Origin of the sequence: Christiangramia marina (genome assembly GCF_048285865.1) — a bacterium.
In the GTDB taxonomy this organism is placed as follows: domain Bacteria; phylum Bacteroidota; class Bacteroidia; order Flavobacteriales; family Flavobacteriaceae; genus Christiangramia; species Christiangramia marina.
Map to the genome: position 1 here is coordinate 129273 of NZ_JBLVTK010000004.1, position 17214 is coordinate 146486.

At 38.8% G+C, this 17214-nt stretch carries 10 protein-coding genes; 8 read left to right on the forward strand and 2 right to left on the reverse strand.

Annotated features, from left to right (window positions below; translation table 11 throughout):
* Together ACNKXS_RS13745 and ACNKXS_RS13750 are read right to left on the reverse strand one after the other, a co-directional pair.
* The coding region (locus ACNKXS_RS13745; protein WP_417921353.1) for a hypothetical protein at window positions 1-217 on the reverse strand (217 nt) is incomplete at its 3' end.
* 493 nt (window positions 218-710) lie between these two features.
* Window positions 711-1106 (reverse strand): type IV pilin protein, encoded by a 396-nt coding sequence (locus ACNKXS_RS13750; RefSeq protein WP_417921354.1) that lies wholly within the window; start codon window positions 1104-1106, stop codon window positions 711-713.
* Between the two features lie 139 nt (window positions 1107-1245).
* Here ACNKXS_RS13750 and ACNKXS_RS13755 point away from each other — a divergent pair, with 139 nt between their 5' ends.
* The 8 genes from ACNKXS_RS13755 to ACNKXS_RS13790 all read left to right on the forward strand — a co-directional run.
* Window positions 1246-1767 carry an OmpH/Skp family outer membrane protein gene (locus tag ACNKXS_RS13755; protein WP_417921355.1) on the forward strand — a complete coding sequence of 174 codons (522 nt, stop codon included), beginning with the start codon at window positions 1246-1248 and terminating at the stop codon, window positions 1765-1767.
* On the forward strand, window positions 1764-2405 hold the full coding sequence (locus tag ACNKXS_RS13760; protein ID WP_417921356.1) for a hypothetical protein: 642 nt from the start codon (window positions 1764-1766) through the stop codon (window positions 2403-2405). The genes ACNKXS_RS13755 and ACNKXS_RS13760 overlap by 4 nt, the downstream gene beginning before the upstream one ends.
* Window positions 2406-2498: 93 nt before the next feature.
* Window positions 2499-8048: a serine-rich family protein gene (locus ACNKXS_RS13765; protein ID WP_417921357.1), complete on the forward strand. Its 5550-nt coding sequence runs from the start codon at window positions 2499-2501 to the stop codon at window positions 8046-8048.
* 101 nt (window positions 8049-8149) lie between these two features.
* Window positions 8150-11926, forward strand: coding sequence for an RHS repeat-associated core domain-containing protein (locus ACNKXS_RS13770; protein WP_417921358.1), 3777 nt, complete (start codon window positions 8150-8152; stop codon window positions 11924-11926).
* Between the two features lie 81 nt (window positions 11927-12007).
* On the forward strand, window positions 12008-12592 hold the full coding sequence (locus ACNKXS_RS13775) for an imm11 family protein (protein WP_417921359.1): 585 nt from the start codon (window positions 12008-12010) through the stop codon (window positions 12590-12592).
* A 35-nt stretch (window positions 12593-12627) separates the two neighbouring features.
* Window positions 12628-13143, forward strand: coding sequence for an RHS repeat domain-containing protein (locus ACNKXS_RS13780; RefSeq protein ID WP_417921360.1), 516 nt, complete (start codon window positions 12628-12630; stop codon window positions 13141-13143).
* A complete protein-coding gene (locus tag ACNKXS_RS13785; RefSeq protein ID WP_417921361.1) occupies window positions 13050-13544 on the forward strand; it encodes a hypothetical protein in 495 nt (164 codons plus the stop codon). The genes ACNKXS_RS13780 and ACNKXS_RS13785 overlap by 94 nt, the downstream gene beginning before the upstream one ends.
* 283 nt (window positions 13545-13827) lie before the next feature.
* Window positions 13828-17214: RHS repeat domain-containing protein (locus tag ACNKXS_RS13790; protein ID WP_417921362.1), on the forward strand; the 3387-nt coding region annotated here is incomplete at its 3' end.

Sequence of the window (17214 nt, forward strand, 5' to 3'; positions counted from 1 at the left end):
GGTATGATTGAATATTTTCTTTAGAGTCCTTTAAAAGTTCTACTTGGCCTCCAAGTATTATGTTTAATTCAATTGTCAAAGATTCCCTATCCTCAATATCTGTAAGAAATTTAAATTTTTCTTCTACTTTACTCACCGGTATGATCCTATATTGAAACGCCTGCGCAGGTGTAATGAGTTGTTTAAGTTCAGTTTCAATTCTATAGGACTTTTTCATGTTAGAAAAATTTTAGTGTTATATCCCAATAGATTCATACAATAAACCAGTTGCAGTAATATGGATGAGTATCCCGCCAGTGGGATGGTGTTCTTTTTAATATCTGTTTTCGCTAAATGTCTTAATCCATTGTGAAGAAAAAGTGAAAATATAGATGTAGCGCAAAAGAGTATTATAAAAGTGGTTGTTGGAAAAGCTACCGACATCCCTACAAAAAAAAATACATCTCCTAATCCAAATGCCTCATTTAAGAAATCAACTTTCATTCTGAATCTTGCATATGTATAGGTTATTATCAATACCATTGATAATAGAGCTAGATTGAAAAAACAATTCAGGTAGAAATAGCTTTCAATGGAATTTAAATAGTGTAGGTAACTCGAAAAACCAAGGAATAAAGGAAATAAAATCCAACTTATGGCTCTAAATTTCAGGTCTTCATAAGTCATGATCGACAAGATCGTTATAATTACGAGGTAAAGAAAAAAGTTATTCAATCCGGAATTTTCTGTATGGGGTTCCCGTTCCTATCAATTTCCCAAACATTCAAGATCCCATCGCCATCAAAATCTACAACTGCAGTTGCACGCACAACGAAATTATTTGTGTTTGCTTCAACAACTTCATATTTATAATTCGATGAACCACCACTTATCACCGTTAGTGGCTTCTCAAAATCCAATTGATTGAAATCCATGGTATATTTGGAGTTCAAATATTGATATTGCTTTTGAAGATTTGCAATATATTTAAGTTGAATTTTAGCTTCCTGAGCCTTAGTCTTACTAATTAGCGGCATAAAATTCGGCAAGGCAATTAAAAGCAGAATGCCGAGAATGGCCAAAACAATTAGCATTTCCTGGAGATTGAAAGCCGGTATTTTTTTCATTTTCTTCATACTAACAATGATATAAAAAACTGGTTTGCTCTATTTTATTTAAACCGTAAAAAGACTACGGTCTACCAACAAAAAACAATATCTAATCCAATTAAGTTTGTGGCTTAATATTATTCGTAATTATATTTTAATGAACAAGATTTCGACGTTTATTGCTGTTTTAGCTCTTTTGTTTTCTGGTTATACTTTTTTTCAAGGTATGGGTGCAATTAAGAGGGTTGCCTACGTAGATATTAACAAGGTAATTAAAGGTTATAGCCGCACTAATGAAATAAAAGAGGAATTTGAGAGTCAGAAGGAGGAATTAAATTCGAATAGGGATAGTTTGTTTCAATCCTTTAAATCGAATATGATAGATTTTGAGCAAAATAAAGCAAACCTTTCAGCTGATAGGTTGGTTGAATTAGAAAAGCTTTTAGAGCAAAAGCGAGTTCAATTGAATAAATATAATCAGGCAATTCAGCAAAAGATTCAACAGGAGGATGTAGCAAACATGAATTTGCTTTTAGGAGATATTAATCAATTTCTCAAAATTTATGGAGAGCAAGAAGGGTATGATTTGATTCTTGGAGCGAATGGTTCTGGAAATATTATGTATGGGGAGAGTGCTATTGATATCTCTGAAGAGGTTATTCAAAGCTTAAATCTATGATTTTAAAAATAAATAGATTATTTGAAAAAACGGTTTCCAAAATTGTAGTATTCCTTTTATTATTTCAATTTTCTTGCTCGTCAGATCTCGATTTTTCTGAAGTCGGTCAGTTGAGACAATATATCGCTAATAGTGATAATGGATTGGTCAAAGTTAGAGAAGATAATGATTATCGTTTTGAAGTTTCGTATGTCCCAACAGATATTCTGGTCAATCTCGATTTAATAGGGAGTCCTGAATATCAAATGAATCTTGATTCTTTGAGAAGTAAATATAAAGATTATTATTATTTCCAATTGTCTATGACCCGTGGAGGTCACGCAATTGATCACAATTTAAAGGGAGGGGTTGGTCAATACCGTGCCTTGAAGGAAAAGCTGATTTTTGGCCTAACAGATCAGATCTTCATTTCAACTAATAGTAATGATAACATTAGCATAACCGATTATGTTTATCCTAGGCTATACGGTTTGAATCATGCTACCAATATCTTATTCTTTTTTAACCGTAAGGGTGTTTCGGAAGATGACCAAATATTGGCAATAAACCTAAAAGATATGGGATTTCATAATAGAGATCTCAAATTCTCATTTGATCTTGAAAAGATTAAACGAAATATGGAAATAGATTTTAAATAAACCTACCAGATGATATATCCGAAGACCAGACATCGTGTCATTGCCTTATTCTTTATTTTCTCATTAGTGAATTCTGTACTGCCTTACAATTATTTGTACGCGAATAATAATGGTCCAAATTCGCCATCAGCAGCGGGATTTGAGCCTGTTAACGCATCAGATATGGTTAATCTTTCCACTGGTGACCTTTCATACGTCTTACCAGTTATGGATGTGGAGGGATATCCATTATCATTATCTTATCATGCTGGAATTCCAAGTGATATGGAGGCTTCCTGGGTTGGCTTGGGTTGGTATTTAACTCCGGGTGCTATTAACAGGTCGGTTACTAACACACCTGATGACTGGTTGGATGCTAAATCGATCAATTTCAATTCGTATTCTGCTACCCAAAATTATTATGGAATATCGGCTATGATCGATTATGGTGTTGCTTCAGTAGGAGTTGGGATGAACTGGGGAGGTAACCAAGGGGTTTCGGGGACTGTTAGTGCTAGATTAGGCTTGAGTGCGGCATTGGGTAATTTTAGTGGTAATTTAGGTGTGTCTGCTAACGCATCTTCTAATGTAGGGGGGGTTAATGTTGCTGCGGGTTTGGGAGTTAATGCCAATTTTGGAGGAACTAGTATTTCAGGTCAGCTAGGTTATTCGTTATCAGATCAATGGGCATTAAGTGGTTCTGCAGGTTATGCTCGTCGGGATGCTAGTGGAAATTGGAAAAACTCAATTGGTGCAAGTTTTTCTGAGAATGGCTTTGGAATAGGTGGTGCTCAAAATTTACAGAATGGTAATTCTGCTGGGGGGGCCGTAGGTATGAGTTCCGAAACATTCTCAGAAAGTGATTCGGATGTATCTCAACAGAATACACAGATATCTTTACCATTACACTTTGTAGGTATACCATTAACTCTTGGGTATAATCATACTCGAGTTAGAATTGATATTAAAAAAGCTTTTGAAAATAGAGAGTGGGGTGCATTATATTCTAATGATTATTCTGGTCTGATCGAAGATATTCCTGGAATTGAAAATAACAGTTATATTCCAAGTTTTAGCGATTTTAATAGCAGAACAAGTTCTATGGATGTTTATTCTACTGAGGTTCCTCAAACTGAACACGGTTTCGTTGGTGATTATACTAATAAAATTCAAAAAGCGAATTATACTACTCTTGGGTATGATGGATACAATGTTACGGGTCATGGAATTGCCGGGAATATGTCACCAAGAGCATTCCAGTCAGCAGTAATTTTTGATAAAGGAAATCGATCTACAAATTCTAATGGAGAAGGGGTGCATACCTTTTGGCACCACGCAACAAAAAGTCATAAAATTGACAAGCAAATAAATTATGCAGGTGATTTCAAAAAATTTCAATTTTATTTCGATGGTCAATTTACCAGCGAAGAATTAGATCAGGATAACTTATTACAAAGCAGTAGTCTTCAAAATGTTTCCACCTTGGGGGATTTCATAACCCTGGACACTGAGCATACGTCAACCTCTTCTAATTTATACAGAGCACAGTCAGCTAATTACGTTGAAGTGTTTACTAATGAACAGATTGCAAACGGCGAAGCACAAGCTTTAATAACTCCTAGAAATATACCGAATTCTATTCGTGCAAATTCTGGTATATTTGATTCAAGTGGAATTGGAGGGTATAAAATAACCTCTCCTGATGGAACTGCCTATCATTATAGCTTACCTGTTTACCATTACGAACGTATACAAAGAAAATTGATTGAGAGCCAGGAAGATGAATTATTTAATGCTTCAAATGTCAGTGAAAAGCGCGAATTTAAAAGTTACGCCACCCATTGGTTATTAACTGCAGTAACTGGTAGTGATTATGTAGATCGTCCAGATCCAAATGATAACAATAAATTGGGTACTTTCAATAATGAAGATTATGGAAACTGGACAGAATTGGAGTATGGTAAATGGTCTGATGGTTTTACTTGGAGAAGTCCATATAATGATTTCGTTAATGATTACGGTGCTAATAGTAAGCAGGGTATTGAGTTAAAGGATAAGGGAAGCTATAGTTTTGGACGTAAGCAGGTATATTATCTGGATAAGATAAATACTAGAAACCGAACTGCACTTTTCGTTAAGGAATTGAGACATGATGCTATTGGTAAGAATCTTCAATTTAGATTCAACAATGGAGGAAACAATAATCTTGGTGCAACAGGTGGATATAATAACAGTAGTCTTAATTATACCAACGATAATATTCATGTTCGAGAGCCTGGGGTGCAATATGCACGGGAGTACTCTCTAAAGCTATCTAAGATTGTTTTAGTAAATGATGAAATTGGGAGGAGCCTAATCAAATCCTCTCCTGGAACATTAGGAAGCTCATATCCCGGTTATGTTAGAGATCAAACTCACTCACCTAACTGGAAGTCACCATATTTTGCAGATGTATATGGGGCTAATTATGAATATGGAATTCATCAAGAAAGCCAGGTATTGGATATTAATGATGTAGATGAATCTTTTATTCAGAATAATGCATTAAAAGTGACCGAGTTTAATCATGATTACGTTTTAGCTAAAAACTCAGCTTCTTCAAATGCCGCTGATCCAGTTCTTAATGAAGCTAAGGCAAGATTAACTTTAAATTCAGTAGAGTTTAAGGGAAAAGGAGGTGCAAGTTATATGCCCCCGACTTCCTTTAATTATTACCTTAAGGATATGCCGAATTACAATTATAATCCTGTTGCAGGGACTCAACCGTCTGCCGGAGCAATATTTGATATTTGGATCGATAGGCTTCAAAACGTTGATTCATGGGGTTTTATGCAGGGAAATTATGTTAATGGTAACGGAGAGGAAAAAGAGCGTTCTATAGGTTGGAGTTTAAAATCTATAACATTGCCTACCGGAGCTAGAATTGATATAAATTACGAGGAGGATGATTATTACACGGAGGCTGCTTCCAGAAGATTTTGGACAGATGGGTTAAATTTTGTTTTTGAAAATCTTACAACTTTTCAGTGTATAGAATCTGATGTAGGAGATACTGGTTTAATAGAAGTAACCGTTACAAAAGATTCTGATTTTGAGAAAAATTATATAGTACCATGGGATTTTAGGGACTACTTCAACCCAGAAAAGGATTTGTTTTTTGATTCATGGGCAAGTTATTCAAGAAATTATTCTGGAAATGGTTTTCGTGATTCGGGATTAGATATTTTAAAAGAGACAGGTTCAATTACAAGTGTTTCTAAAGATACTTTAAAGTTTACTACTTCTGCCAGATTAAGAAATTGTCATGAAGCTGGGAATGAGATTTTTGGTCAGAAATTCAATAGGACTATCACCGATCAAGCCAAAGATCAAAGATACCAGATTGCCCATGCTGATGATCCAGGAGGAATTAATGAGAATAATTATAACCGCGCAATAATTTATAATTTACTGGCAAATAGAGTCCCTTCTGATCAAACAGGAGGTGGTTTGAGGGTTAAAGAATTGATAACAACGGAGGGCTCCAATCAATATAAAGTTAAATATAATTATACCAACCCTTATGAAAATCAAAGTTCAGGGATTACAACTTATGCACCGGCAAGAGGTGTTAATTATGTACCTTATAGAACGGAATTACCCGGACCAGGGGTTATGTATGAATTTGTAACTGTGACCGAAGAGGATGTGAATGGTAATTATTATGAGAAAATGAGGTATCGTCATCATGTGATGAAACCTATCTTCGACATATTTAATCCTGATCTAATTTTGCAGTCCTCTGGAAATGGGCCGTTGGAAAAGAATATTTTTGAAGCACAAGTTTCAAATAATTACAATGGATTTGACGGTACTGACATCGATTCCATTTTGGCTAAGAAGATAGATCTTAAAATTAACACAGCTATTTTAGGGCAAATACGATCTATTGAAAAACTAAATCGTGAAAATCATGTTCTATTAAAAGTAAATAATAGTTACGTTAATGGGGAGTCACTTATTTCAAAAGAGCCAAACAAAGGGTATACAAGGGATATTTTCACTTCGATGAAGACTATTTTCACTACTAGTGAGGATGGTTACCAAGTAAATTCTGCTAGAAAACGATTGAGTGTTTCAAGTAGAACCAATTATAATAATATGCTTGAGAGTACTTCAACGCAAATCGGTGGATACTCATCTCATACTATATACAGTGATGCAGATCCGTGGTTAGGTAACTTTAGAAAAAGTGAGACAACATTACCTGATGGCTCTAAAGTAATTTCTGAAAGAATTCCAGCTTATGAAAAATACCCCAAAATGGGTTCGAAGGTTTTGGATCCGATAAATAATAAAAATATGCTTTCTCAGCAGGCTGTGGAAATGCAGTATCTGAAGGCTACAAATAAAGTATTAGGTGCTTCAATTACTACTTGGAAACCAGATTGGAGGTATAGAAATGGAGAAGGTGTTTTAGAAGCAATTAATCCGGAGTCCATTTATAGAAAGCATCAAAACTTTATTTGGAAAGGATCGCTTAATAGTGACGGCTCATACAGTACGGATATTTTAAATGACTTGCATTTTGACTGGACGTTAGGAGAGGCAAATAGTGGTTATGCAGATAACTGGGTGAAATCCAGTGAAACCACGATGTATGATCACTTTTCAAATACATTAGAAGTAGTTGATATAAATGGTAATAGAGCGACAACGAAGAGAATTGATAATTCATCAAAGGTACTAGCGACATGTAATGCACCCTTTGACGATTTTGCTTATAGTGGAGCTGAGTATAACAATGGAATGTTGATGGATATTGGTTTTTCAAATAGTGGAAGAACGAATATAAAATCACATACTGGAGTTTATTCTGTGAATATAAACTCCGGTGGTGATGGGTTCTCTCATACTCTAGATAATTATACTCCAGGGAAATATAAAATTTCCGTATGGGCAGACAAAGCGAATTTTCAGAATGCAAGAATAAAGGTGAATGGAAATAGTATCTCTTTTAATGGAGAAGTAGTTCATTCTGGAGATTGGGTGCAATTGAACCACTATATTAATCTTGATGGAGTTGATAAGGAAATTTCAGTATCTTCTATTTCTGGAAACATTTACTTTGATGACTATAGAATTCATCCAATATCCAGTTCTTTGGAATCTTATGTTTATAATGGGTGGAATGAATTGACTCACATGTTAGGAAGTAACAATTTAGCCACTTTTTTCGATTATGATCAGGGGTCTCGATTAATAGGTGTCTACTCTGAAACTCCGGAGTTTGGTAACACTAGTATTGGTGGTTTTAACTTAGTCAAAGAATATGAATATCGATATTTAAATGAGACTAATAACACCCCAGAAGAAGAAGATTACTCTACTCTTTCCTTGAGTATTTCAATAAATTATCCTAATGATCCAATTTCAGAAGTTGTAGCGAATGCAGATGGAGGAAGTGGTAGTTATGAATATAGGTGGGCCAAGAGCGCAAATCCTGATCCTAGCACGTTGAATTATGGAGCGTGGAATGATTTTAATACATACCCTCTAAGAACTGATTGTCCTAATGCGTATGCTTATTACAAAGTGGAGGTTCGAGATAAGAATACAGGATTTAGCATTGAGCGATCAGGGAGTCATATTATGGATTGTTCAGATTCAGGAACTTTTAAATAAAATATTAGGAAATGTTTATTGAAAAATTTAAAGGCTTATTGATTCTAATTTTTTGCGGAAGTTGTGCGTTTTTACATTCCCAAAACATCTTGGATTCGAATGTGAATTTGTTGTACGAGGCGAGTTACCGCGTGGATGGGACCAAGGTAAGTTCAGGCGTATCGTATTATAACAATATGGGGAAGCTTACCCAGAGCCAGCAATGGGATATCGCCAGTGATACGGTTTGGGCCAGTGGGGTGTATTATGATTCGTATGGTAGAGCAGTGCTCAATACGCTTTCTGCACCTGTGGGTACAGATTTTCTGAAGGAGACGAACCTGATCAAGGATGCATCGGGCGGTGATTTTGATTTTATAGATTACCAGTTTGGGAATCAACTAACCCCTTCGGCGGTAAGTTCCCAGAGTAAATTAGGAAGCTATTATAGTAATACAAATTCCTCAAATCCTTACCAGGATATTACTGATCATCCTTATTCTTTAGCGGTATATAGTCGTCTTCGCCCTGGCGAGGCTTTACGTAGCCTAGGAGGGAAGAAAGTGGACATAGATGGAGATGACACCTATAGCTGGGAATCGGGTTATTCCTTTAAGATGAAAGCCGGAGACGAACTGGCAGCTGGTGTTGCTTTTAATGATGCTTCTTATAGCAGCCGGGTTGTTTTTAAGACCGTCATGCGAAGCCCTGAAGGTTTTGAAGTGGTGAAGTTCGAAGACGGCCAGGGGAACCTGCTTGCCCAGGCACGAAGTGGAAATGAATCCGGTGGGACTACACCTCGTAATAGCAGTGTATCGATGAATGAGCAAGGCTATGTAGATATTCATATTCCAAAAGGCTGTAGCGGGGCGAGCGTGAGCGGAGCCTCCGGTTATAGCCTTGAGATTTTTGACTTGATCACCGAACAGAAAATAACAACTTCATTAAGTTCGCTTCCCTCAGGCTTCTATAGAATTGCTGTAGAAGATCCCGGACTGGTTCCAGAAGAGGATCGTTCTGGTTTTACAAACATAAGCGTTAGTTACCAGGAGAATTATTATGATTACGCTTTGAATTACTATGATAAAGCGGGGCGTCCTACTTCCAGCACCCAGCCACTATCCGGCCTGGCAGCTTCAACGAATAGCTATAACAGTCTAGGACAATTGCTTTCTACGAGCAATCCAGATAAGGGGACGGGTAATTTTAAATACCGTAAAGACGGTCAGATACGATTTTCTCAAAACAGCAAACAGGCACAAGTAGGCCATTTTAGTTATACCGATTACGATCAATATGCCCGTCCAGTAGAAAGCGGTGTGGTAACCAATCTTAGCTTTGCGACGATGGATCCCGATGCATCGCTACTGGGATCGGCCATCACCGAAGAAGTGGTAAAAACGACTTACGATATTCCTGCAGATCTATCTGGTATGATGCCTGCCGGTTGTTCCCTTCCGGCCGCTTACCAGCAAGGCTTTGTAAATAGTAATATCAGTATGACCACTACCCAGAGTCCTAAGACGGCTACCACGGTCTATAGTTATGATATTCTGGGGAGAGTTACCTGGATCGTCCAGTTTATCGAAGGCCTGGAGTGTCCAAAAACCATCGATTACACCTATGATCCTGTGAGTGGCCAGGTTACCAAAGTAGACTACCAGCAGCATACCCCGGGAGAGCGTTTTATTCACCAATATAATTATGATCAAAGTGGTCGGCTGACCACGGTAAGTACCTCTACCGATGATGTAAGCTATAAGCAGCAGGCTAGTTATACTTATAATATATCGGGGGAATTAACCCGAACTATTATTGGGGATAACCTGCAGGGAATCGATTATGTATATAACCTGGAAGGACAGCTCAAGGCAATCAATCATCCATCATTAATGGTGGAGAACGACCCGGGACAGGATGGAACGGAGAGCTCACAGGTATTGCCCGATCTCTTTGGATTAGGAATCGATTACCATAACCAGGATTACTTAAGAGATAATACCCCTACCCCGGTAGCTACATTTAGCGGGGGAGTTAATAATATCAATGGAAACATCAAGGCACTTCGGTGGAAATCTGATGCTCAGGATACTAAACAACACTTGTATAATTATCAATACTCTAAGGAGAGCTGGTTAAAAGAAGCAGAATATGGAAGGTATGAAGAAGGGGTCAACGCGCCGCTAAACTTATCGGTCACCAACCAGCTACTTAGCGGGGAACAGGAGAATTTTTACGCCCAGGAATCGATTACCTTTGGTCCCGGTTTTACTGCCGAGGCCGGCTCAGAGATGACCGCCCGTATTGTAGCAGGGGAGGAGCTGTATACCCCGGATCCTAACCAGGATTATATGGTGGATAATATCAATTATGACGCCAACGGAAACATTGTGAACCTTCGCAGGAACAAACAAACCGAGAATGGGTCCAATAAGATGGATGACCTGAGTTACTCGTATTATCCTGGTAAGAACCAGTTGCAGCATGTGGCTGACGGTGTCACAGAAACGACTAATGCCAATGACATCAAAAGCCAGGGTGGCAACAACTATGTGTATAATGAAATAGGTCAACTGGTTTTCAATACCGAAGAAGACCTTACCTATACGTATACCACCTCAGGCCTTGTAGAGACCGTGAGCAAGCCAAGTGTAGTGGTCAACTTCTATTACAACGACCGCGGTCATCGTACCCGCAAGGAAAGTACGATCAGTGGGGTAACCACCAATACCTATTACGTGCGAGATGTGAGCGGTAATGTCATGGCCATCTACAATGAAGCCGGTGCAGGTACTACGATGGAGCATCCGATTTTTGGTAACAGCCGAATCGGTGTAGCCAAAAGAAACCTTGGCCAGACCACGCTTACCAACCTAAATTATGTCTACCAGCTTACCGATCATCTGGGTAATGTAAGGATAGTAGTGCAACAGGATGACAGTGGGAACGCCATGGCCATCGGAAAGACCGATTACTATCCTTTTGGAATGGCGATGCCGGGGAGAAACATGGAGGGCGACTATCGTTATGCTTACCAGGGCCAGGAAAAAGACACGGAGACCGGAAAAGAGGCTTTTGGGCTAAGGCTATGGGATAGCCGAATAGGACGATGGCTTACCACAGATCCTTATAATCAGTATAATTCTCCGTATCTTGGAATGGGAAATGACCCGGTAAATGGAATAGATCCTGATGGTGGTTGGAAAACTAAATGGGGACAATTTTGGGGATGGGTTGGAAATGGTTTTAGAGGGCAACGGTACACTAGTGATGTCTCTACAGGTAGCGGGAAATATGGTATTGCCTTAGATTACGGAGGAGGAGATGGATCAGGAGAGTTAACAGGTACATTTATGGCTACTAGTGGAGCTGATTTAGCTGCGTTTAATAGTGGATTTGCAGACCCTGTCATGGCACCTCAAACGACATTTGAAAAAATATTTGGAGATAATTTCAGAGCAGGTCCAAATGGGTTTGCTGTTGACAAATATGGTTATGAGTTAGATTTTTATCCTCCTCAAACAGGAATGGGAGCTCTTGGGTTAGTTGGAGGTCCTAGCTCGTATAAATTAGGAAAGAATTTGGTTAGTTCAGGAATTTCTAGACCTGCCAATTCTGCTGCACATCATATTGTTGCAGGTCTTGACAGGCGAGCAGCATTAGCAAGAAAGTTGCTTGCGGCAGAGAATATTGGAATAAATTCTGTTAAAAATGGTGTATTCTTGCCGAAATCAACTAAATACATTACAGTGAAGGATGCAATACCGCACACCAGAATACATACAGATTTATATTATAAGGAACTTACAAGAAAATTACTAAGCGCTGGTCCTGGTAATAGAGGTAAAGCTTTAGATCAGTTTAAACAAAGTATAATAAACGGAACTGTAAAATACTAATATTATAAATGCTATAGATATACAAAATATAACAGCTATAATAATTAAATTGAATATTATTTAGTTATAAAATTTAAATAGATGAAAATTTATAGAATAGAGGTTGATGTCAAAAAATATCAATGGATTATGGCCGATATTAATGAAGATGATAGTAATTTCATCGACATACATTTTTTTAATGGTAAAGAAAAAAATAATTGGCCGGAAGATATTGATTTTTATATTTATAATACCAAGAATTTGCCGGGTAATTTTTTCTATTTAGATGGTGGAAGTGCTTTAGTTTTTGACCAAGCTGTATATGATAGCCCTATTTTTGATATTTTTGAACAAGCTGGTCAAATTATTCCTATTAATTGTTCTGGAGAAAAATTATACATTCTGAATGTTTTAGAATGCATAAATATGCTTGATTTGAATAAATCCCAATTTGAAATTTATGATGATGGTTCAAAAGGCGAAGTTTTGGAATTTCATTTTCATGAGGAAAGGATTTCTGAATCTAGTATTTTTAAAATACCCCAAATGAATGCATCACAGGTACTTACATATTGTGATGTTAAAGATGCAAGCGATGAATTTTTTAATCTTTACAATAAGTTTAACTTTACAGGATTAGTGTTTGAAAAACTATATGAAACTCCTGCTATAACTAGTCCATAATTAGTGATAGTTTTTTGCTTTAAGAGGCGTTTGGAATGGCCATGCCAGGAAGAAACACGGAAGGGGATTACCGCTATGCCTACCAGGGGCAGGAGAAAGACCCGGAGACCGGAAAAGAGGCTTTTGAGCTGAGATTATGGGATAGCCGAATAAGAAGATGGTTGACTACCGATCCTTGTAATCAGCATAATTCTCCGTATCTTAGAATGGGGAATGATCCAGTAAACGGGATTGACCCTGATGGAGGTTATAAGACACGTGCTGGAGCTATACTAGGATGGATAGGTGGGGGTTTTAAAGGTTTTTTCCTTAAAAGCGATGATCCAAAAACAAAATATCATAAATTTGGGATAAAGGGTAGTTCAATTGAGAACGGTGTGAATGTTTTCAATGTGAATTTTGGTAATATAAGTGAAAAATTAAGAAAAAATGGCGGGGTCGTAAATAGCCAGGGAGCTTGGTTTTTGCTTCACAAATTAGTAAGGCTGGATTTTTTAGTCAAATTGAATTTTTTCAAAAAAAGAAACCTGCTGATTTTGGGGAAAGTTTAGCTCAGATTGGTGTAGGTACGACTTATGGCACCGCAAATAACATATATTCACTTTTTAAAGGGGGAAGAACTTTTAGTGGAGAACAATTGCAAGGGGATCATAGAACTGAAGCTGGTTTAATGGGATTTTTGGATATAGCTTCGATGGGAACTGAATATGGAATTAAAAGTACGTTTTTGCACTTGATGAAGCCATCTTTTAAAGGATTTAATAAATTTGCCAAAGAAACTAAAGGTTTATTCTCTGGAGTGGATCATGCTAAAGTCAGAGGTAAGTCTTACAGGACTATGATTGAAAGGCATAATGCAGATTCTTATAAATTAAGAAAACAACTAGAACGAATATCGGCCTTTCAATTCAGAACTAGCTTGGGTACGGAATTATTATACGAAAATGATTAAAAAACATGTTTGGAGGGTTATATTTTATGAGACTTGTAGGGGCATTATTAATATGGCTATTTACAGGGTTTCGAGGTAATCTTGAAGATCATTTACATCGTTTTTATTCTTTAATAGTAGGAGTTCTTTTTTTTGGAATTTTATTTTTTATCCTCTATTTAAAATTGAGTTAAGTTTTATTGTTACAAATTCAAGAATGAGAAACCGTAATGTCATTACGGTGTATTTGATAATTGTTTGACTTCTTGTAATTAAATTGTATTCATAATTTTTATCTCTTCCCATGAAGCATTATTATCTTACATTCGTTCTTACCATGTTTTCTATTATACTAACTTCTCAAAACATATTGGATTCAAATGTGAATTTGTTGTACGAGGCGAGTTACCGCGTGGATGGGACCAAGGTAAGTTCAGGCGTATCGTATTATAACAATATGGGGAAGCTTACCCAGAGCCAGCAATGGGATATCGCCAGTGATACGGTTTGGGCCAGTGGGGTGTATTATGATTCGTATGGTAGAGCAGTGCTCAATACGCTTTCTGCACCTGTGGGTACAGATTTTCTGAAGGAGACGAACCTGATCAAGGATGCATCGGGCGGTGATTTTGATTTTATAGATTACCAGTTTGGGAATCAACTAACCCCTTCGGCGGTAAGTTCCCAGAGTAAATTAGGAAGCTATTATAGTAATACAAATTCCTCAAATCCTTACCAGGATATTACTGATCATCCTTATTCTTTAGCGGTATATAGTCGTCTTCGCCCTGGCGAGGCTTTACGTAGCCTAGGAGGGAAGAAAGTGGACATAGATGGAGATGACACCTATAGCTGGGAATCGGGTTATTCCTTTAAGATGAAAGCCGGAGACGAACTGGCAGCTGGTGTTGCTTTTAATGATGCTTCTTATAGCAGCCGGGTTGTTTTTAAGACCGTCATGCGAAGCCCTGAAGGTTTTGAAGTGGTGAAGTTCGAAGACGGCCAGGGGAACCTGCTTGCCCAGGCACGAAGTGGAAATGAATCCGGTGGGACTACACCTCGTAATAGCAGTGTATCGATGAATGAGCAAGGCTATGTAGATATTCATATTCCAAAAGGCTGTAGCGGGGCGAGCGTGAGCGGAGCCTCCGGTTATAGCCTTGAGATTTTTGACTTGATCACCGAACAGAAAATAACAACTTCATTAAGTTCGCTTCCCTCAGGCTTCTATAGAATTGCTGTAGAAGATCCCGGACTGGTTCCAGAAGAGGATCGTTCTGGTTTTACAAACATAAGCGTTAGTTACCAGGAGAATTATTATGATTACGCTTTGAATTACTATGATAAAGCGGGGCGTCCTACTTCCAGCACCCAGCCACTATCCGGCCTGGCAGCTTCAACGAATAGCTATAACAGTCTAGGACAATTGCTTTCTACGAGCAATCCAGATAAGGGGACGGGTAATTTTAAATACCGTAAAGACGGTCAGATACGATTTTCTCAAAACAGCAAACAGGCACAAGTAGGCCATTTTAGTTATACCGATTACGATCAATATGCCCGTCCAGTAGAAAGCGGTGTGGTAACCAATCTTAGCTTTGCGACGATGGATCCCGATGCATCGCTACTGGGATCGGCCATCACCGAAGAAGTGGTAAAAACGACTTACGATATTCCTGCAGATCTATCTGGTATGATGCCTGCCGGTTGTTCCCTTCCGGCCGCTTACCAGCAAGGCTTTGTAAATAGTAATATCAGTATGACCACTACCCAGAGTCCTAAGACGGCTACCACGGTCTATAGTTATGATATTCTGGGGAGAGTTACCTGGATCGTCCAGTTTATCGAAGGCCTGGAGTGTCCAAAAACCATCGATTACACCTATGATCCTGTGAGTGGCCAGGTTACCAAAGTAGACTACCAGCAGCATACCCCGGGAGAGCGTTTTATTCACCAATATAATTATGATCAAAGTGGTCGGCTGACCACGGTAAGTACCTCTACCGATGATGTAAGCTATAAGCAGCAGGCTAGTTATACTTATAATATATCGGGGGAATTAACCCGAACTATTATTGGGGATAACCTGCAGGGAATCGATTATGTATATAACCTGGAAGGACAGCTCAAGGCAATCAATCATCCATCATTAATGGTGGAGAACGACCCGGGACAGGATGGAACGGAGAGCTCACAGGTATTGCCCGATCTCTTTGGATTAGGAATCGATTACCATAACCAGGATTACTTAAGAGATAATACCCCTACCCCGGTAGCTACATTTAGCGGGGGAGTTAATAATATCAATGGAAACATCAAGGCACTTCGGTGGAAATCTGATGCTCAGGATACTAAACAACACTTGTATAATTATCAATACTCTAAGGAGAGCTGGTTAAAAGAAGCAGAATATGGAAGGTATGAAGAAGGGGTCAACGCGCCGCTAAACTTATCGGTCACCAACCAGCTACTTAGCGGGGAACAGGAGAATTTTTACGCCCAGGAATCGATTACCTTTGGTCCCGGTTTTACTGCCGAGGCCGGCTCAGAGATGACCGCCCGTATTGTAGCAGGGGAGGAGCTGTATACCCCGGATCCTAACCAGGATTATATGGTGGATAATATCAATTATGACGCCAACGGAAACATTGTGAACCTTCGCAGGAACAAACAAACCGAGAATGGGTCCAATAAGATGGATGACCTGAGTTACTCGTATTATCCTGGTAAGAACCAGTTGCAGCATGTGGCTGACGGTGTCACAGAAACGACTAATGCCAATGACATCAAAAGCCAGGGTGGCAACAACTATGTGTATAATGAAATAGGTCAACTGGTTTTCAATACCGAAGAAGACCTTACCTATACGTATACCACCTCAGGCCTTGTAGAGACCGTGAGCAAGCCAAGTGTAGTGGTCAACTTCTATTACAACGACCGCGGTCATCGTACCCGCAAGGAAAGTACGATCAGTGGGGTAACCACCAATACCTATTACGTGCGAGATGTGAGCGGTAATGTCATGGCCATCTACAATGAAGCCGGTGCAGGTACTACGATGGAGCATCCGATTTTTGGTAACAGCCGAATCGGTGTAGCCAAAAGAAACCTTGGCCAGACCACGCTTACCAACCTAAATTATGTCTACCAGCTTACCGATCATCTGGGTAATGTAAGGATAGTAGTGCAACAGGATGACAGTGGGAACGCCATGGCCATCGGAAAGACCGATTACTATCCTTTTGGAATGGCGATGCCGGGGAGAAACATGGAGGGCGACTATCGTTATGCTTACCAGGGCCAGGAAAAAGACACGGAGACCGGAAAAGAGGCTTTTGAGCTAAGGCTATGGGATAGCCGAATAGGACGATGGCTGACTACCGATCCTTATAATCAGTATAATTCTCCGTATCTTGGAATGGGGAATAATCCAATAGTTCGTATCGATCCAGATGGAGGATTTGATTGGTATGTGGATAGAAATGGGGAATTGGAATGGCATGAAGGAAGTGGAAATATAGAGGGATTAACTTGGGTAGGTACCGATGGAGCTTCTGATAGTCATCTGAGTAGTATGTCTAACCTTTTTGGTGGTTCGGGAAAGGTGCCTAATTACGGAAATGGATTATTGGATGGTTTAGCGGGAGGTTTTAAAAGTACAATTGATTTTTTTAAAAGTTTGGGTACAGCT

What these genes read in the sequence shown, in the direction of transcription:
- ACNKXS_RS13750 (WP_417921354.1), bottom strand. Translation starts at nt 1,106, where the DNA reads ATGAAAAAAATACCGGCTTTCAATCTCCAGGAAATGCTAATTGTTTTG.
- ACNKXS_RS13755 (WP_417921355.1), top strand. Translation starts at nt 1,246, where the DNA reads ATGAACAAGATTTCGACGTTTATTGCTGTTTTAGCTCTTTTGTTTTCT.
- ACNKXS_RS13760 (WP_417921356.1), top strand. Translation starts at nt 1,764, where the DNA reads ATGATTTTAAAAATAAATAGATTATTTGAAAAAACGGTTTCCAAAATT.
- ACNKXS_RS13775 (WP_417921359.1), top strand. Translation starts at nt 12,008, where the DNA reads ATGAAAATTTATAGAATAGAGGTTGATGTCAAAAAATATCAATGGATT.
- ACNKXS_RS13780 (WP_417921360.1), top strand. Translation starts at nt 12,628, where the DNA reads ATGGCCATGCCAGGAAGAAACACGGAAGGGGATTACCGCTATGCCTAC.